This window comes from Duganella flavida, assembly GCF_009857445.1.
In the GTDB taxonomy this organism is placed as follows: domain Bacteria; phylum Pseudomonadota; class Gammaproteobacteria; order Burkholderiales; family Burkholderiaceae_D; genus Rugamonas; species Rugamonas flavida.
The window spans coordinates 58,323-75,458 of sequence record NZ_WWCN01000015.1; the positions used below are offsets into that span (position 1 = coordinate 58,323).

General features: G+C 60.3%; 18 protein-coding genes. All 18 read right to left on the bottom strand.

The genetic code is table 11. From position 1 onward, the window contains the following. Nucleotides 1-2 precede the first annotated feature (2 nt). Nucleotides 3-938 carry an alpha/beta hydrolase gene (locus GTP46_RS21995; RefSeq protein WP_161008764.1) on the bottom strand — a complete coding sequence of 312 codons (936 nt, stop codon included), beginning with the start codon at nt 936-938 and terminating at the stop codon, nt 3-5. A gap of 12 nt (nt 939-950) precedes the next feature. Further along, nucleotides 951-1,586, bottom strand: a complete 636-nt coding sequence (locus tag GTP46_RS22000; RefSeq protein WP_161008765.1) for an SdpI family protein — start codon at nt 1,584-1,586, stop codon at nt 951-953. Beyond that, nucleotides 1,583-1,870 carry an autorepressor SdpR family transcription factor gene (locus tag GTP46_RS22005; protein WP_161008766.1) on the bottom strand — a complete coding sequence of 96 codons (288 nt, stop codon included), beginning with the start codon at nt 1,868-1,870 and terminating at the stop codon, nt 1,583-1,585. Before GTP46_RS22005 ends, GTP46_RS22000 begins: the two co-directional genes overlap by 4 nt. Before the next feature lie 75 nt (nt 1,871-1,945). Then, a complete protein-coding gene (locus tag GTP46_RS22010) occupies nt 1,946-2,542 on the bottom strand; it encodes a MarC family protein (protein ID WP_161008767.1) in 597 nt (198 codons plus the stop codon). A gap of 67 nt (nt 2,543-2,609) precedes the next feature. Further along, entirely contained in the window at nt 2,610-3,251 is a 642-nt protein-coding gene (locus GTP46_RS29935) for a choice-of-anchor E domain-containing protein (RefSeq protein ID WP_161008867.1), read from the bottom strand. Nucleotides 3,252-3,287: 36 nt separating this feature from the next. Then, nucleotides 3,288-3,962, bottom strand: coding sequence for a PEP-CTERM sorting domain-containing protein (locus tag GTP46_RS29940; protein WP_161008868.1), 675 nt, complete (start codon nt 3,960-3,962; stop codon nt 3,288-3,290). Between the two features lie 250 nt (nt 3,963-4,212). Continuing rightward, the gene (locus tag GTP46_RS22025) at nt 4,213-4,758 is read right to left on the bottom strand and encodes a phosphoribosyltransferase (protein ID WP_161008768.1); all 546 of its coding nucleotides are present in this window, start codon (nt 4,756-4,758) and stop codon (nt 4,213-4,215) included. A 16-nt stretch (nt 4,759-4,774) separates the two neighbouring features. Next, nucleotides 4,775-6,085 carry an adenylosuccinate synthase gene (locus GTP46_RS22030; protein ID WP_161008769.1) on the bottom strand — a complete coding sequence of 437 codons (1,311 nt, stop codon included), beginning with the start codon at nt 6,083-6,085 and terminating at the stop codon, nt 4,775-4,777. Nucleotides 6,086-6,089: 4 nt separating this feature from the next. After that, entirely contained in the window at nt 6,090-7,250 is a 1,161-nt protein-coding gene (locus GTP46_RS22035) for an ATP phosphoribosyltransferase regulatory subunit (protein ID WP_161008770.1), read from the bottom strand. 155 nt (nt 7,251-7,405) lie between these two features. After that, entirely contained in the window at nt 7,406-8,317 is a 912-nt protein-coding gene (gene hflC, locus GTP46_RS22040; RefSeq protein WP_161008771.1) for a protease modulator HflC, read from the bottom strand. Next, nucleotides 8,317-9,606 carry an FtsH protease activity modulator HflK gene (gene hflK / locus GTP46_RS22045; RefSeq protein WP_229259055.1) on the bottom strand — a complete coding sequence of 430 codons (1,290 nt, stop codon included), beginning with the start codon at nt 9,604-9,606 and terminating at the stop codon, nt 8,317-8,319. Before hflK ends, hflC begins: the two co-directional genes overlap by 1 nt. A gap of 17 nt (nt 9,607-9,623) precedes the next feature. Next, nucleotides 9,624-10,793 (bottom strand): GTPase HflX, encoded by a 1,170-nt coding sequence (hflX, locus tag GTP46_RS22050; RefSeq protein ID WP_161008773.1) that lies wholly within the window; start codon nt 10,791-10,793, stop codon nt 9,624-9,626. 42 nt (nt 10,794-10,835) lie between these two features. Then, a complete protein-coding gene (hfq, locus tag GTP46_RS22055) occupies nt 10,836-11,072 on the bottom strand; it encodes an RNA chaperone Hfq (RefSeq protein ID WP_072780809.1) in 237 nt (78 codons plus the stop codon). 204 nt (nt 11,073-11,276) lie between these two features. Further along, on the bottom strand, nt 11,277-12,623 hold the full coding sequence (gene der, locus GTP46_RS22060; RefSeq protein WP_161008774.1) for a ribosome biogenesis GTPase Der: 1,347 nt from the start codon (nt 12,621-12,623) through the stop codon (nt 11,277-11,279). Between the two features lie 4 nt (nt 12,624-12,627). Beyond that, on the bottom strand, nt 12,628-13,767 hold the full coding sequence (gene bamB / locus GTP46_RS22065; protein ID WP_161008775.1) for an outer membrane protein assembly factor BamB: 1,140 nt from the start codon (nt 13,765-13,767) through the stop codon (nt 12,628-12,630). A 97-nt stretch (nt 13,768-13,864) separates the two neighbouring features. After that, complete coding sequence (locus tag GTP46_RS22070) at nt 13,865-14,497, bottom strand: YfgM family protein (protein ID WP_161008776.1); 633 nt, start codon at nt 14,495-14,497, stop codon at nt 13,865-13,867. A gap of 30 nt (nt 14,498-14,527) precedes the next feature. Next, the gene (gene hisS / locus GTP46_RS22075; RefSeq protein ID WP_161008777.1) at nt 14,528-15,871 is read right to left on the bottom strand and encodes a histidine--tRNA ligase; all 1,344 of its coding nucleotides are present in this window, start codon (nt 15,869-15,871) and stop codon (nt 14,528-14,530) included. Further along, on the bottom strand, nt 15,864-17,120 hold the full coding sequence (gene ispG / locus GTP46_RS22080) for a flavodoxin-dependent (E)-4-hydroxy-3-methylbut-2-enyl-diphosphate synthase (RefSeq protein WP_161008778.1): 1,257 nt from the start codon (nt 17,118-17,120) through the stop codon (nt 15,864-15,866). The genes hisS and ispG overlap by 8 nt, the downstream gene beginning before the upstream one ends. Between the last annotated feature and the right edge of the window lie 16 nt (nt 17,121-17,136).

Here is a 17,136-nt window from a genome sequence, read left to right on the forward strand (position 1 = left end):
TATTACGGCGTCTTGACGAAGGTGCTCAAGGCGTCAATCAACTGTGGGGCGACTGGCAGGTCCGGGCTGGCGTAGGATTTTTGCTGGAGGGCCTGGTCGTCGCCGACGATTTTCAGCAGGTGGTTCATGCCTTGCACGATCACCAGTTTCGCGCCCGGGGCGGCGGTGGATAGCGCCTTCGCTTCGTCTTGCGGCACTTGCAGGTCCGAAGTGCCTTGCAGGATCAGCACCGGTATCTTCAGCGCGGCAATCGCTTTGCGCGGATCGTGCTGGAAGGTGGAGATCAAATATGGCTGCACGTCCGGGCGATACAGCGCCATCAACGGCGGTGGTACTCTGTCCACGGTCTTGCCCTGCTTGAGCGACGCGAGAATGTCGTCACTCTCGCCCAGCAACGCTGGCGGCAGCTGTTCCTTCAGCTGGTCGCGCAGGATCTCGTCCAGCGGATGGCCGGCGCCGGCGATCAGCACGCAGGCATCCGCCCCACCCTGCGCACATGCTTCGGCGGCGATCTGCGCACCTTCGCTATGCCCCGCCATTACCACGCGCGAGAAACGGCCATCGGCGCGCAGCTTGCGTAGCCACGCGGCTGCATCGCCAACGTAATCATCAAGACGCAGGTTCTCTTCCTTCCACACCGGCAGCGCGCTGGAGGCGATGGCGCGCTTATCGTAGCGCACCGAGGCGATGCCCTGCCGCGCCAAGCCTTCCGCCACCATCTTCAGCGAGTCGTTAGGCCCCGGCAGCAGCTTGTTATTACCATCGCGGTCGGTCGGGCCGGAGCCGGAATGCAGCAGCACCACCGGCACTTTGCCGCTCACGCCATCGGGCGTCAGCTCGGTGCCGTAGACGGTGCCACCGCCCACATCCAGCGACACCGGCCGCGACGCCGCCAGCACAGACGAGGACAACATCATCAAGGACAGCAACAGCTTCATACTTTTCTCCGTTTATTGAGGAAGACGTTTGTACAGCAGTAGCGAGTAGCCGGCGGCCAGCAGCCCCCATGCCATCATCAGCACCAGCAGCAGCCAGTGGGGCGCGCCCAGCCACGCAGCCAGCAGGCCCAATACACCGCTGCCCACCATCAGCTTGCCCGTCAGCCGGTGCGTGGCGTACCAGACGTGCTCGCTGGCCAGCGTCCAGGGCGTGCGCACGCCGATGAAGAAATTGCGTCGCACCTTGCCCATCGGGTTACCCATCAGGATAAGCACCACGAACACCAGCGCCGGAATCACGTGCACCACGTCCAGCTTCACGCCCAGCGCGCTGTACAGCATGAATAACTCGATCGCACCAAACAGGGCAATCGGGATTGCCATCAGGTAGCCATAGGTGGCGCCGGAGTTCTGCACCTCAAACTGCTTGGGCGACAGCCACGGCAGTGCAATCGCCAACAGCAGGAAGGCGCTCATGACCACCGGACCGACGATCCACAGCTGCCAGCGCGCACCGTAGCCATCGACCTGCCCGGCATAGTTCCAGTGCGTCGGCATAATCTCCGGCAGCGACGGGTAGTAGTAAGCGGTGACGGCCGTCATGGCCAGGATCATCAGGATGCACAGCAATAAGGCGCGAGGCTTCATTTCTTTTTTCCTTTTGGTTGGTCGCCGGTGAGGTCCATCATCCACGCCAGCACGTCCTGCAGCACCGTAGTGTTGAGGCCATACCAGATGGTTTGCCCTTCGCGCCGACGCGTGATCAGGTCGGCTTCGGACAGCACGGCAAAGTGATGCGACATGGTGGGCTTGCTCATGTCGAAGTGTTGCGCCAGTTCGCCAGCCGTCATCTCGCCGCTACGCAGCAGGCGCAGGATTTCGCGCCGCGCGGGATCGGCGATGGCTTTGAAGGCGTTGTTGGCAGCAGTCATTAGGCAATCATCTAATTAGACACTTATCTAAATATAAGCCTGAAAAAAGCGGGCGTCAAGCGCCCGCCCCTACTGTTACAACGTCTTCACAAACTCGCGGATGCCGCCCAGCAGCATCTCCACCGACATCGCTGTCAGGATCAGGCCCATCAGGCGCTCGAAGGCCGTCATCACTTGCGGGCCGAGCACTTTCTGCAGCTTCTCGGCGCTCAGGAACACCGCCAGCCACACCACACCCACCGCCGCCAGCGCCGCCACGTGCACCAGCACCTCACCGGTGCTCTCGCGCGAGAACAGCAGCACCGTGGCCAGCGCCGACGGCCCGGCCAGCGCAGGAATCGCCAGCGGCACGATGAAGGGCTCGCCGCCATCCGTGCGGCCCAGTACGCCGTCCGGATGCGGGAAGATCATGCGGATCGAGATCAGCAGCAGGATCACGCTGCCGCCGATGCGCAGCGCTACTTCCGACAGGTGCAGCGCGGCCAGGAAGTGGCGGCCGAAGAACATGAAGATCAGCAGCAGCACAAAGGCAATCGCGCATTCGCGCACGACGATGCGCGGGCGGCGCGACGGCGGCACGGGATTGAGCACGCTGGCAAACAGCGGCACATTACCGAACGGGTCGGTCACCAGCAGCAAGAGGATGAAGGTCTGGAAAAAATCCTGGGTCATGGAATCTCAAAGTAGAAAAGAAAAACGGGAGCCGAAGCTCCCGTTTGAGTGTACCACCAGATTCAGCTTATGCCGACTTCCGGCGGCGAGCGAAGGCGCCTACCAGGCCCAGGCCAGCCAACATCATGGCGTAGGTTTCTGGTTCTGGAACTGGGGCGGTTTCGTAGGTATAGGTGACTTTAGCGTAGCCGTCCATGGTCACGATCGGATCGTAGGTGGCGTTGCCGGTACCCGAGCTATCGGCGGTCGACCAGCCGGTCAGCAGGGCGTGGTAGGTGCCTGGGCCGGTGAAGGCTGCCAGTGCGGCAGGCGACGACAGGGTCAGCGAATTGCTGACGGTCCATGGCGCCAGCGTAACGCTGCCGGTGTCACCCGAAGCCAGGGTGAAGTTCTTGGTGATCGAGCCGCTGGTGCTCAGCACGCTGCCCAGCACGTCGCCATCGATCTGGCCGCCGGCCGTCACGGTGAACTTGCCTTCGCTAGGGCCGTCATTGGTGACGGTGATGCTGCCGTACAGGCTGTTGAACAGTTCGAATTTCACGCTGGTCAGAGTACCCAGCGTATGGTCGAACTTGGCGATCGACAGATCACCGTCGAAGTTCTCAACGTCGACAGCGGTATTCGAGGTCACGGTGACCACACCGGCGTTAGCGCCCAGGGCGAAAGTCAGAGCCGCTGCGGCGAACAGGGTTTTCGAGTAGTTTTTCATAGTGAGATCCAGATTCTTAGTTGTCGGGTTGGCGTATCAGGCTTGGGCCGAGCGCGATTTACGCTTGGCAGCGAATGCCACAACACCCAGGCCCAACAGCAGCATGCCGTAGGTTTCTGGTTCTGGCACTGGAGCGGCGGTGTAGGTGTAGGTAACTTTACCGATACCATCAGCCAGCGTGGTGAATTTCGAGACGATGCCGGTCTGGCCGACCGAGGTGCCTACCGCGTTGATCGCCAGGCTGGCGACCACATTGCCGGTACCTTCGAACAGGGAGAAGTTGCCGGCGCCGACAGAGTAGGCGCTGGACAGGTGGCTCGAGCCGGAAGCCTTGATCACGTTCGAGCTGCCTGCCGCTGCGGTGGTAGCGACACCGCTAAACAGGCTCTTGGAATCGCTGCCCAGGGACAGTGAACCAGGGCCGGTCAGGGTCATGGTGGTGGTCAGACCGACCGTGGTGTTTTTGTTTTTTGGGCCGGCATTGCTCAGCGCAACTTTGCCGGTCACCGACGAACCGTATTCGATGGTGATGCTGGTCAGCGTGCCCAGCGTCGTGTCGAACTGGTGGATATCCAGATTGGTCAGGATGTTGGTCAGCGTGTTGGCGGCGACTGGAGTGATGTCATAGACCTTCACGGCAGCCATGGCAGGCGCGGCGAATGCACCGGCTGCAACACACAGCGAAGCGGCAGCAAAATGTTTGAGTTTCATGAGAATTTCCTTATTTTTGTGTGGCGAAGATTCCTGGCCTTGGGGGCGGCCGCGAAGTCTGTGCTTGCTGCCTTTTTCTAACTTAAAGCAATCTTAACATACAATGTGGAAATGTCATTTCATTTCGTGCACTTTGTGATGAAAAAATGGAATCTAAGTTTCCAAAAAGTAATTCCAAATGAAAAACGACCCAAAGGGTCGTTTTTGTACCACAAACTATGAAAAGCCCTTACGGGCGGCCCCGGAGGGCTTAGTTGCTGCTCTCGCCTTTTTTGATCCAGGCGGCCAGCTGATGCGGGCGCAGGCCGTCGTAATCTTCAAACGGCTGGTGGATCCACGGGTTGTGCGGCAGTTCTTCCATCTGGTAATCCGGACGGAAAGCCGAGCTGCCCTTGGTCCAGATGACAGCCGATTTCACCTCGGTCACGCCTTCGAAGTTATCCTTCAAGTGCTGCATGACTTTGATCAGGGTGACGCCAGAATCCGCGAGGTCATCGACCAGCAGGATCTTGCCGCTCAGTGGGCCCTTGGTCATGGTCATGTACTTGGCGATGTCCAGATCGCCCTGGGTGGTGCCCTTGTCTTCGCGGTACGAGCTGGTCGACAGGATCGCCAGCGGTACGTCAAAGATACGCGAGAACACATCGCCCGGACGCACGCCGCCGCGCGCCAGGCACAGCACCATGTCAAATTTCCAGCCTGATTCATGCACCTTGAGCGCCAGGCGCTCGATCAGGCGATGATATTCATCCCAGGATACCCAGAGGTGTTTTTCGTTGGATTGTGGGGTCGTCATAACTTTCCTTACTTATTTATGCGAATGGATGACGCAGCACGATCGTTTCTTCACGATCCGGGCCAGTCGATACCATGTCGATCGGCACGCCGACCAGTTCTTCGATACGCTTGATGTAGTTGCGGGCAGCAACCGGCAGGGCTTCCATGGTCTTGGCGCCGACGGTGCTGTCTTTCCAGCCTGGCATTTCCTCGTACACCGGCACGCAGCGAGCGGCTTCTTCAGCGCCCGATGGGAAGATGTCGACTGCTTCGCCGTCGATGGTGTAGCCGGTGCACAGCTTCAGGGTTTCCAGGCCGTCCAGTACATCCAGCTTGGTCAGGCACATGCCGGTCACGCCGTTGATCTGGACCGAGCGGCGCAGCAGCGCAGCGTCGAACCAGCCGCAGCGGCGGGCGCGGCCCGTCACGGTGCCGAACTCGTGGCCAACTTGCGCCAGGTGGTGGCCCACGCCTGCATCGGTCGGCAGTTCCGACGGGAACGGACCGGAACCCACACGGGTGGTGTAGGCCTTGGTGATGCCCATGATGTAGTGCAGCATGTTCGGACCAACGCCGGCGCCGGCAGCAGCATTGCCTGCCACGCAGTTCGACGAGGTGACGAACGGATAGGTGCCGTGGTCAACGTCCAGCAGCGAGCCTTGCGCGCCTTCGAACAGCAGATTGGCGCCGGCCTTGTGGGCTTTGTACAGGGCGCTCGACACGTCAGTCACCATAGGACGCAGACGTGGCACGTAGGCCAGCGCGTCGTCCAGGGTTTTCTGGTAATCGACCTTCGGTGCTTTGAGATAGTTCTCCAGCACGAAGTTATGGTAGTCCAGGTTTTCTTTCAGCTTTTCAGCCAGACGCTTTTCGTTCAGCAGGTCGGCGATACGGATGGCGCGACGGGCGACCTTGTCTTCGTATGCAGGGCCGATGCCCTTGCCAGTGGTGCCGATCTTGGCGTCGCCGCGAGCGGCTTCGCGCGCGTGGTCCAGTGCCGAGTGGTATGGCAGGATCACAGGGGCTGCGTCCGACACTTTCAGGCGCGAGGCGACTTCTACGCCGACCGCTTCCAGCTTGTCGATTTCGCGCAGCACGTCCGGCACCGACACTACCACACCGTTACCGATGTAGCAGGCCACGCCTGGGCGCATGATGCCCGACGGGATCAGCTGCAGTGCAGTTTTGACGCCGCCGATAACCAGCGTGTGGCCAGCGTTGTGGCCGCCCTGGAAGCGCACCACGCCTTGAGCGTGGTCAGTCAGCCAGTCGACGATTTTGCCTTTACCTTCATCGCCCCATTGGGTACCGATGACGACGACGTTTTTTGCGTTTTTGTTTGACATCACATTAACCTAAGTTTTTAAGAATCCAGTTACTACTATTCTCGTCGAGGACCAGCGCGCGGTCGCACTCGAACTCGTCCAGTTCGTGGCTATGACCCGGCATACTCTGGATCACCACTTCGCCGGACTTGCGCAGTTCGGCGATTTTTTCCTTCAATTCTGGCGCATTGCCCCACGGCGCGCGGATCGAATGCTTACGCTCCGCGGTCGGCAACAAGCGCGCCAGTTCGCGCAAATCGAGCGAGAAGCCGGTGGCGGGACGTGCCCGGCCAAAAGCCTCGCCGACGTGATCGTAACGGCCGCCGCGCGCCACCGCGTTCGGCAAGCCTGGTACATACAGCGCAAACATCGCGCCGCTTTCATACTGATAACCGCGCAGGTCGGCCAGGTCGATCGCCACCTGGGCACGGCCGATGGCCGATGCCGCCAGCGCAGCCAGTTCGGCCAGCGCCTTGGCGACGCCAGGCAGGTCCGGCAGCACTTCGCGTGCCTTGCCCAGCACGTCGATATCGCCGTACAACGATGGCAACGCCAGCAAAGCATCACGCACCAGCGGCGCGTAATCCTTGGTCAGGGCTTGCAAATCTGGCACATCCTTGGCGCGCAGCGCAGCATGGATTTTAGCCTGATCGCGCAAGGCGGCCGGGCATTGCTCCAGCAGCGCGCGCAGCACGCCGACATGGGTCAGGTCCAGCCGCACCTCATTGAAACCGGCCAGCGCCAACGACGCCAATGCCAGTTCCTGGATTTCCGCATCGGCTTCGAGGCCGGCATGGCCGTACATCTCGCAACCGATCTGCAATGGCTCGCGGGTGGCGTGCAGGCCCGATGGACGGGTATGCAGCACGCTGCCGGCGTAGCACAGGCGCGTGACCGAGGCGCGGTTCAGCAAGTGGGCGTCAATGCGCGCCACTTGCGTGGTCATGTCCGGGCGCAGGCCAAGCATGCGGCCCGACAGCTGGTCCACCAGCTTGAAGGTGCGCAGGTCGGTATCTTCACCGGCGCCGGTCAGCAGCGATTCCAGGTATTCCAGCAGCGGAGGCATTACCAGCTCGTAGCCATACAAGCGGAAATTATCCAGCATCAGACGACGCAATTCTTCAATCTTGCGTGCTTCCGACGGCAAAACGTCGGCGATATTCTCGGGCAGCAGCCAATTTGGCATGGGTCTATTAATTAAGAAATGAACAATGCGGCGCGCACGCCACGGCCACCAGACTGGAAGGCCGAACCTGATATTTTACGCGAAAATGCGTCTTTAGAGGGGAAAAAGATGCGATCGGGACACCTTATGAGTGTCCCGATGCGGGGTCCCTACTGTTACTTCTTGGCTGCAGCTGGTGCGGCGCCGGCGGCGCCCGAGCCTTTGAAGTATTTGAAGAAGTCGGAGCTGGAATCCATCACCATCACGTCACCATGATTCTTGAAGGTGGTGCGATAGGCTTCCAGACTGCGATAGAACTTGTAGAACTCGGGGTTGCGGCCAAAGGCATCGGCGTAGATGGCCGATGCTTTCGCATCGCCCTCGCCGCGAATCTGCTCGGCGTCGCGATAGGCTTCCGCCAGAATCACGGAGCGCTGGCGATCAGCATCGGCGCGGATCTTCTCCGACTCGGCCGAACCGGTCGAACGCATTTCGTTGGCCACGCGGGTACGCTCAGCCTTCATACGCTCGTACACCGAGTTGTTGATCTGCTCTACGTATTCCACGCGTTTCAAACGCACGTCGATGATCTCGACGCCGATCTGCGCAGCCTCCTGCACCACCTTGGCGCGGATGCCCTCCATTACCTTGCCACGCTGGCCGGAGATCACTTCCGCCACGGTGCGCTTGGTGATTTCCTCGTTCAGCGCTGCCTTGATGATTTGCGACATACGGTCACGCGCGCGGCCTTCATCGCCGCCGAAGGTCACGTAATACAGCTTGGGCTGATTCTCGCCGCGGCCGATACGCCACTTCACGAAGCTGTCCACCAGGATGTTCATCTTCTCGGCGGTGATAAAGCGCTCAGGATCCGACGACTCGATGGTCATGATGCGGTTATCGAGCAGCAGCACATTCTGGAACGGCGGCGGCAGTTTGAAATGCAGGCCCGGTTCGCGAATGACTTCTTTGATCTGGCCCAGCGCGAACACGATGGCGTACTTGCGCTGGTCAACCACAAACACGGTCGACGACAGCAGCATCAATGCGATAAAGGCCAGGACGACGGTACTAGCGATGCGATTCATTAACGGCTCTCCCGGTCACGTAAGCTGGAGTCGCGCGAGCGCGAGTCACGCGTGCGATTCACTTCCACCGACGGCATCAGCTCCGACGGCAGCGTGGTAGTGGCTGCCGGCGCCGATTGTGCAGCGCGCGCGGCGGCGGCTTGCGCATCGGTGGCTGCCGCCTGGGCGATCAGCTTATCCAACGGCAGGTACAGCAGGTTGCTGCCGGTCTTGGCATCCACCATCACCTTGGAGGCGCTGGAGAAAATCTGCTGCATGGTGTCGAGGTACATACGGTCGCGGGTTACGCCCGGCGCCTTCTGGTACTCGACCAGCACTTGCTTGAAGCGCGATGCATTACCGGTAGCGTTTTCCACCACCATCGAGCGATAGCCTTCCGCTTCCTGCAGCAGGCGCGATGCAGTACCGCGTGCTTTCGGAATCACGTCGTTGGCGTAAGCCTGGCCTTCGTTCTTCTGGCGCTCGCGGTCCTGCCCTGCTTTCACCGCATCGTCGAAGGCAACCTGCACCTGCTCCGGCGGCTGCACGGCCTGCAGCGAGACGCTGGAAATCAGCACGCCCGACGCGTAGCGGTCGAGGATCTGCTGCATCAGCTGCTGGGTTTCGAAAGCCACCTTGTCGCGGCCTTCGTACAGCACGAAGTCCATCTTGTTCTTGCCGACGATTTCGCGGATCGAGGTCTCGGCGACCTGGCGCACAGTATCGTCCTCGTCGCGGTTATTCATCAGCCATGCGACCGGATCTTTCAGCTTGAACTGCACTGCGAACTGGATGTCGATGATGTTTTCATCATCGGTCAACATCAGCGATTCGCGCGTTTGCTTGTTCTTGACATTGCCACGGTAGCCAATTTCCACCGTGCGCATCTGCGAGACCTTGACCGTCTCGTCGCTCTGGAACGGATACGGCCAGCGCCAGTTGAAACCGGAGCCGGTGGTGTGGCTTACCTTGCCGAAGGTGTAGACCACGCCGGTCTGGCCTTCCTGCACGATGAACGAGCCGCTGGCCAGCCAGATCAGCGCAACCACCGCGCCAATGGCGCCGGCCGTCGCGCGCACGCCGCCGGAGATGTCAGGACGATTACCGTCGCCGCCATTGCCGCCGCCGTTGTCATCGTTGTTTGGTTTTTTTTGCCCGAACAAGCCATTCAGGCGCTGGTTAAAATCGCGCCACAACTGTTCCATGTCGGGCGGGCCCTCGCCGGGCTTCTTGCCTTCATTGGCCTGCGGCTTGTTGTCCTTCCCCCAGCGAGGGTCGTTCAGCGACAGCTTCAGGCCAAGTCGTTTCATAAGTGAGGAGACACGCATTAGTGTGATCCAACGTCAGTGAGGGTGGGACTGCTCTCTACTTCTGCTAATTCTTCTTCGCCGTCTTCGATCTGGTACGCCTCGTTCAGGCGTGCGCCCGGTGCGGCCTTGGCCCACTCCGTAATGGCGCCGCGCAGCAGATCCAGTCCTTGTCCGGTGCGCGCACTGAGGAAGACTCGGGAAATCTTATCATATTCATCTCGCTCAACCGAAGGCTCCAGGTCTGCAGCGTCGATCTTATTCCACACCAAAATCTGCGGAATGTGATCAGCGCCGATTTCCCGCAGCACCAGGTTGACCTGCTCGATCTGCTCCATGCGCACCGGGGACGCAGCGTCCACCACGTGCAGCAGCAAATCGGCATGAATCGTCTCTTCCAGCGTGGCGCGGAATGCCGCCACCAGCTGGTGCGGCAGCTCGCGCACGAAACCGACCGTATCGGACAGCACCACGTTGCCAACTTCCTCGCCCATGTAGACGCGGCGCGAAGTCGTGTCCAGGGTGGCAAACAGCTGGTCGGCCGCATACACGCCGGCCTTGGTGACCGCGTTGAACAAAGTGGATTTACCCGCATTGGTGTAGCCCACCAGCGAGATTGAGAAGGTCTGGGTACGGTTGCGCGAACGGCGCTGGGTCTCGTGCTGCTTGCGCAGCTTCGCCAGGCGGGCACGCAGGGCCTTCACCCGCTCGCCGATCAGTCGGCGGTCGGTCTCCAGCTGGGTTTCACCAGGACCGCGCAAACCAATACCACCCTTCTGGCGCTCCAGGTGAGTCCAGCCGCGGATCAGGCGCGTGGCCAAGTGCTGCAACTGCGCCAGCTCAACCTGCAGCTTGCCCTCGTGACTCTTCGCGCGCTGCGCAAAGATATCGAGGATCAAACTGGTACGGTCCAGCACCCGGATGTTCAAACGCTTTTCCAGGTTACGCTGCTGTGCCGGCGACAAGGCGTGATTGAAGATGACGATTTCGCAGCGATCAGCCAGCACGGCTTGGCCGATCTCGTCGGCCTTGCCGCTGCCGACGAAATAAGCTGCGTCCGGAGAAGAGCGCTTGGCCGTGATGGTTGTCACTGGCTCAGCGCCAGCGGAACGAGCCAGCAACTGCAACTCTTCCATGCTGGCGGCAAAGTCGCCCTGGCCGAAATCGATACCGACTAAAGCTGCGCGCATAAGACGGTCAGGCTAGGTAAAAAGAAGCGGTGTTGCAAATGCTTATTCCGCTTCGTTTTCGATGTTGAGGTTGACGGCGCGTGCCGGCACCACGGTCGAGATGGCGTGCTTGTAGACCATCTGGGTCACGGTGTTACGCAGCAGTACGACGTATTGATCGAACGATTCGATGTGGCCCTGCAGCTTGATGCCGTTGACCAGGTAGATCGAAACAGGAACGTGCTCTTTGCGCAAGGCATTGAGGAATGGGTCTTGTAACAGTTGCCCTTTGTTGCTCATAACAGCTCCATTTTATGTTGTTGTGTTGGAAGTGGAGGCGAAACGCTTGATTTCAAGTACTTTCAAGGTCGTGGCTCAGCGAAAAGTCATATAAAAGTCAAACATTTTTCGCTGAAACACCGCTCGCCACGCTAAAAGTGGTGCTTCTAAGCCACTGTACCTTGTTTTTGCACTTTTTGCAGGCTGTTCCTGCAAAAAAACCGCTTATTTTTCCGAACCCTTGGCGAACGGGTTTTTACCAGTGCGCAGTTCAATGCGCAGCGGCGTACCGACCAGATTGAAGGTCTCGCGAAAATGCTTCTCCAGATAACGCTTGTATGGCTCAGCGATAGCATCCAGTGCATTGCCGTGGATGACGATCACCGGCGGGTTCATACCACCCTGGTGCGCATAACGCATCTTCGGACGGATCGAACCTTTGCGCTTCGGCTCTTGCTTCTCCACCGCTTCAATCAGCGCGCGGGTCAGCTTAGGCGTCGACAGATCGGCGAAAGCAGCGGCGTAAGCCTGGTCCAGGGATTTCATCAGCGGACCGATGCCCTGCGCCTTCAGCGCCGAAATGAAGTGCATCTTGGCGAAGCCGAGGAAGTCCAGCTTGCGGTCGATGTCGATCTTGATTTCGTCACGCTGCCACGATTCCAGGCCGTCCCACTTGTTGACGGCGATGACCAGCGCGCGGCCGGTTTCCAGCACGAATCCGGCGATGTGGGCGTCCTGCTCGGAGATGTCCTGCTGCGCGTCCAGCATCAGCACGACGACGTTGGCTTCCGAGATCGATTGCAGCGTCTTCACCACCGAGAATTTCTCGATCGCTTCAAACACTTTGCCGCGGCGGCGGATACCGGCGGTGTCGATCAGGGTGTACTGCTTACCATCGCGCTCGAACGGAATTTCGATCGAGTCGCGGGTGGTGCCCGGCATGTCGAAAGCGATCACGCGCTCTTCACCCACCAGGGTGTTGATCAGGGTCGACTTGCCGACGTTAGGACGGCCGACCAGCGCGATCTTGACGCCACGATCGGTCTTCTCCAGCTCTTCCGGATCTTCCGGACGCTGTTGGAACGCAGTGTCCAGCGCCAGATCGACCAGATCGTGCACGCCGTCGCCGTGTGCCGACGAAATGACAGCCGGTTCGCCCAGTCCCAGTTCATAGAAGTCCGCCACCACCGAGGTGTAGCGCATGCCCTCCGCCTTGTTCACGACCAGTACCACTGGACGACCGCTCTTGCGCAGGAAGTCGGTGATGGTCTTGTCGTGCGGCGTCAAACCTTGGCGGCCGTCGACCAGGAAGATGACAACGTCAGCTTCGGCCACGGCTTGCTTGGTTTGCTTCGCCATCTGGTGGAGGATGCCTTCCTTGGCTACCGGCTCAAAGCCGCCGGTGTCAATAACGAGGAAGGGACGTTCGCCGACACGGCCCTCGCCATAGTGACGATCTCGCGTCAACCCAGGCAAGTCCGCCACCAGCGCATCGCGCGAGCGGGTCAGACGATTGAACAAGGTCGATTTCCCTACATTGGGTCGACCCACTAGTGCGATTACCGGCTTCATTTTATTACTCGACCGCGAGAGCGGTCACTGTCCCTGATTGGGTTTGGAAAATCAAATTCGTGCCGGCGATGATCGGGTCAGCATTGATTGCGCTGCCGTCAGTCGCCACACGACCTATAAATGCACCATCTTCCCGCGACAGGAAGTGGATGTAACCCTGGTAGTCGCCAACTGCCACCGCACGGCCGTACGACACAGGGGTCGACAGTCCACGGTACGACAGTTTGTCGTTCTTCCAGGCGTTGGCGCCGTTTTCACGGCTATAGGCGCCAACTTCGCCTTTGTCGTCAGAGACGAATACAAAACGCTGGTCCACCGCTACGCCCCGGTCGGACGAAGTCGGCTTGCTCCAGTGCGGCGCGCCGGTGGTGGCATCGAAACAGGCCACACGGCCTTGATACGACACGGCGCATACATCTTTTTCGTAGATCACCGGCGTACCGGCGATATCGGTCACACGTTCCAGTTCAGTGGCGCCGCGCGGTTCGCCGACCACCACTTCAAAACGCTGCAGGCCACCGGCCAGGTTCAGCGCCAGCAGCTTGCCGCCCGGCTGAGCGATGTAAGCGTTAGGACCGCTGATCACCATGCCCGGCGCATTACGCAGGGTCAGGGCCGGCGTGGTGCGCGCTACATTCCACTTGCGCGCGCCAGTCTTGGCGTCGAAACCAGTGATCATGTTATCGACACTGCGTACCACCACCACACCGCCGCCGGCTTCCGGCGACGACAGCACTTCGCTCGAAGCTTGCGCTTTCCACAGCTGCTTGCCGTTGGTGTCATACGCCAGGATCTGGCCTTTGACGCCGCCGACCACCACGACATCACCATCCACGCCCACGCCGGCAGTCAGGTCGACGCCGGTCTTGACGCGCCAGATTTCCTTGCCGGTAGCGGCGTTCAGGCGTACCAGCACGCCGTCGGCATCGGCCACGTACACGCTGTCGCCGGACAGCGCAGGCGTGAACACCGCGTTGCCCGATTTACCTACCGAGTACTTCCACACGACCTTTGGCGTCAGCGATGGATTCTTCAGCTCCACCAGCACTGCCGGCTGGTTCTTGGTTTCTTTGGACGAGAACAAGGAACAACCGGCCAACATCGCAAACACGCTTGCTGCAACTACTGTTTTGGTCATACGCATAAATTTTCAACCTCAATCGTTACCTTGGACGTCGCCCTCGCGAAAGCGGGGGCCCATACTCAGCATGGATTCCCGCCTGCGCGGGAATGACGGCATCTTAGGCGGTGCCGCCGATGGCTTCCAGTTTCATTTGAATCAGCTGGCGGCCAGGATTTTTCTTGTCGGTGGCATCCAGTGCAGCCTTGTAGGCAGTGCGGGCTTCGGCCAGCTTGTTTTGCGCGGCTAATACGTCGCCCTTGCGGTCAGCAACGGCGCCGGCGAATTGCGCAGGCACGTCACCGGCCAGCACTTTCAGCGCTTCGTCGTAGGCTTTTTCGTCCAGCAGCACGCCGGCCAGACGCACTTTGGCGACGGCCTTGAACTCGTCGGCGCCGTGGTCCACTGCCCATTGCAGCTGGGCCTTGGCCGATTTCAGGTCGTTGGCTTCGAACGAGCTTTTAGCGGCAACCAGTGCGGCCATCGGCGCGTAAGCGGTGCTGCCAAATTGCGTTTCCATGTCTCCGGCGGCGCGCAGCACCTTGGCGTTGTCCTTGGCTTCCACGGCAGCTTGCACCTGGTCGTACAGCGCCGAGGCTTTGCCCGCCTGGTCGCGCTGGTAGTAGTTCCAGCCGTTCCAGCCGGAGTACGCAGCGAGGGCCGCGATCAGCACCCAGGTAGTCGAGTTGCCGTACTTGTCCCACCATGCTTTGAGGGACGCAATTTGTTCTTGTTCTTCAAGATCGTATGCCATGGTATTCGTCTGCCGTTATCGTTAATTGAATTAGTGGTTGCAGTGCTCATCGTGCACGTGGTGGTGATGATCGCCGCTATCGGTGATCTGGTCCACCACGAAGTCTACTACCTGGTCGAACGGCACCGAGGTTTGCTGCTGTTCGCCTTCCGCCGCGCGCATCGCTTTCACGCTGGCGGTGTGGTTGGTGACTTCATCTTCGCCAATGATGACGGCAAATGCGGCGCCAGCGCCGTCGGCCTTCTTCATCTGCGATTTGAAGCTGCCCGCGCCGGCCAGGGTAGAGCCGTGCATGATCACGTCCAGGCCCGCATCGCGCAGGCGCTCGCCCAGTACGAAGGCTTGCAGCTGCGCCGCTTCGCCTTGATGCACCAGGTAGACGTCGCACTGGTTAGGCATTTCCGGCTCGCCGGCTTCCTTCATCAGTTCCAGCAGGCGCTCGATGCCCATCGCGAAACCGACGGCAGGCGTAGGCTTGCCGCCAAACGATGCGATCAGCGGATCGTAACGGCCGCCAGCGCACACGGTACCCTGCGAACCCAGCGAGTCCGTCACCCATTCGAACACGGTGCGGTTGTAGTAATCCAGACCGCGCACCAGGCGGGTGTTGATCACGTAAGGAATGTTGTTGTGGTCGAGGATCTTGCGCACGCCGTTGAAGTGCGCCAGCGATTCTTCGCCCAGGTAGTCCATCAGCTTCGGCGCGGCGTTGACCATGTCCTGCATCGCAGGGTTCTTGGTGTCCAGAATGCGCAGCGGGTTGCTGTGCAGGCGGCGCTTGGCTTCGGCGTCGAGGATGTCTTCGTGCTTTTCCAAATACGCGATCAGGTCAACGCGGTGGCGCGCGCGCTCTTCGGCGTCGCCGATCGAGTTCAGTTCGAGGCGGATCTCCGGCAGGCCCAGGTCATCCCACAGACGGCGGCACAGCATAATCAGTTCCGCATCAACGTCAGGACCGGTGAAGCCGACCGCTTCGCAGCCGAACTGGTAGAACTGGCGATAGCGGCCGCGCTGCGGACGCTCGTGGCGGAACATCGGGCCGGTGTACCACAGGCGCTTCGGACCTTCGTACACCAGATTGTGCTCGATCACGGCGCGCACCGCGCCGGCCGTGCCTTCTGGGCGCAGGGTCAATTGGTCGCCGTTCATCGAATCTTCGAACGAGTACATCTCTTTTTCGACGATGTCGGTGACCGCGCCAATGGCGCGTTTAAACAGCGCCGTATCTTCCACGATCGGCGTGCGGATCTGCTGGAAGCCATAGCTCTGCACCACCGACTGCGCGGTGTTTTCGAACAGCTGCCACAAGTGCGAGTCCTGCGGCAGGATGTCGTTCATGCCTTTGACGGCGGAGATTTTTTCTTGTTTAGACATGTTTGCTGTAATTCTTCTTCACGTAATTCAGTACGATTTCCTGGAACTCTTCCACGATGCGCTCACCGCGCAGCGTTGCCACCTTGGCGCCATCGACGAACACCGGCGCGGCCGGCGATTCGCCGGTGCCCGGCAGGCTGATACCGATGTTGGCGTGCTTGGATTCGCCAGGACCGTTGACGATGCAACCCATCACGGCCACGTTCATCGCCTCCACGCCCGGATAGGTCTTTTTCCATTCCGGCATCTGGTCGCGCAGGTAGGTCTGGATGTTATCAGCCAGCTCCTGGAAAGTGGTCGAGGTAGTGCGGCCGCAACCCGGGCATGCAATCACCATCGGGGTGAATTTGCGCAGGCCCATGGTCTGCAGGATCTCCTGCCCTACCACTACTTCCTTGGTGCGGTCGCCGCCCGGTTCCGGGGTCAGCGAAATGCGGATGGTATCGCCGATACCTTCTTGCAGCAGCACCGACAGCGCGGCAGTCGACGCCACGATACCCTTGCTGCCCATGCCCGCTTCGGTCAGGCCGAGGTGCAGCGGATAGTCGCAGCGCTTGCCCAACTCGCGGTACACAGCGATCAAATCCTGCACGCCCGAGACTTTGCACGACAAGATAATTTTGTCGCGGGCCAGGCCCAGTTCTTCCGCGCGCACAGCGTTCTCGATGGCCGAAGTAATCAGCGCTTCATACATCACCTGCTGCGCGGTCCACGGATTGGCGCGGCCGGCGTTTTCGTCCATGATGCGCGCCAACAGCGCCTGATCCAGGCTACCCCAGTTGACGCCAATGCGTACCGGCTTGTCGTAGCGCGCTGCCACTTCAATCATCTGCGCAAACTGCGTATCGCGCTTGGCGCCCTTGCCCACGTTGCCCGGGTTGATGCGGTACTTGGACAGCGCTTGCGCGCACTCCGGGTAATCGTTCAGCAGCGTGTGGCCGTTGTAATGGAAGTCGCCGACCAGCGGCACGTCCACCTCCATCTTGTCCAGCTGCTCGCGGATGTACGGCACCGCTTCGGCGGCTTCCGGACGGTCCACGGTCAAGCGCACCAGCTCCGAGCCGGCACGCGCCAGGTCGCGGATCTGGATCGCGGTTTCGATCGCGTTGGCGGTGTCGGTGTTGGTCATCGACTGCACCACCACCGGGGCGTCGCCGCCCACCCAGATCTTGCGCTCGCCGTGCGAGATCAACACCCGGCGGCTGGCGCGGCGGTCGATTGGTCCCGATGGAATAGCAGTTTGCGTCATGGTTTTACTCTGTCTT

Excerpts from the sequence above, each read along its gene's own strand:
- GTP46_RS21995 (WP_161008764.1), bottom strand. The coding sequence starts at position 938 with ATGAAGCTGTTGCTGTCCTTGATGATGTTGTCCTCGTCTGTGCTGGCG.
- GTP46_RS22000 (WP_161008765.1), bottom strand. The coding sequence starts at position 1,586 with ATGAAGCCTCGCGCCTTATTGCTGTGCATCCTGATGATCCTGGCCATG.
- GTP46_RS22005 (WP_161008766.1), bottom strand. The coding sequence starts at position 1,870 with ATGACTGCTGCCAACAACGCCTTCAAAGCCATCGCCGATCCCGCGCGG.
- GTP46_RS22010 (WP_161008767.1), bottom strand. The coding sequence starts at position 2,542 with ATGACCCAGGATTTTTTCCAGACCTTCATCCTCTTGCTGCTGGTGACC.
- GTP46_RS29935 (WP_161008867.1), bottom strand. The coding sequence starts at position 3,251 with ATGAAAAACTACTCGAAAACCCTGTTCGCCGCAGCGGCTCTGACTTTC.
- GTP46_RS29940 (WP_161008868.1), bottom strand. The coding sequence starts at position 3,962 with ATGAAACTCAAACATTTTGCTGCCGCTTCGCTGTGTGTTGCAGCCGGT.
- GTP46_RS22025 (WP_161008768.1), bottom strand. The coding sequence starts at position 4,758 with ATGACGACCCCACAATCCAACGAAAAACACCTCTGGGTATCCTGGGAT.
- GTP46_RS22030 (WP_161008769.1), bottom strand. The coding sequence starts at position 6,085 with ATGTCAAACAAAAACGCAAAAAACGTCGTCGTCATCGGTACCCAATGG.
- GTP46_RS22035 (WP_161008770.1), bottom strand. The coding sequence starts at position 7,250 with ATGCCAAATTGGCTGCTGCCCGAGAATATCGCCGACGTTTTGCCGTCG.
- hflC (WP_161008771.1), bottom strand. The coding sequence starts at position 8,317 with ATGAATCGCATCGCTAGTACCGTCGTCCTGGCCTTTATCGCATTGATG.
- hflK (WP_229259055.1), bottom strand. The coding sequence starts at position 9,606 with ATGAAACGACTTGGCCTGAAGCTGTCGCTGAACGACCCTCGCTGGGGG.
- hflX (WP_161008773.1), bottom strand. The coding sequence starts at position 10,793 with ATGCGCGCAGCTTTAGTCGGTATCGATTTCGGCCAGGGCGACTTTGCC.
- hfq (WP_072780809.1), bottom strand. The coding sequence starts at position 11,072 with ATGAGCAACAAAGGGCAACTGTTACAAGACCCATTCCTCAATGCCTTG.
- der (WP_161008774.1), bottom strand. The coding sequence starts at position 12,623 with ATGAAGCCGGTAATCGCACTAGTGGGTCGACCCAATGTAGGGAAATCG.
- bamB (WP_161008775.1), bottom strand. The coding sequence starts at position 13,767 with ATGCGTATGACCAAAACAGTAGTTGCAGCAAGCGTGTTTGCGATGTTG.
- GTP46_RS22070 (WP_161008776.1), bottom strand. The coding sequence starts at position 14,497 with ATGGCATACGATCTTGAAGAACAAGAACAAATTGCGTCCCTCAAAGCA.
- hisS (WP_161008777.1), bottom strand. The coding sequence starts at position 15,871 with ATGTCTAAACAAGAAAAAATCTCCGCCGTCAAAGGCATGAACGACATC.
- ispG (WP_161008778.1), bottom strand. The coding sequence starts at position 17,120 with ATGACGCAAACTGCTATTCCATCGGGACCAATCGACCGCCGCGCCAGC.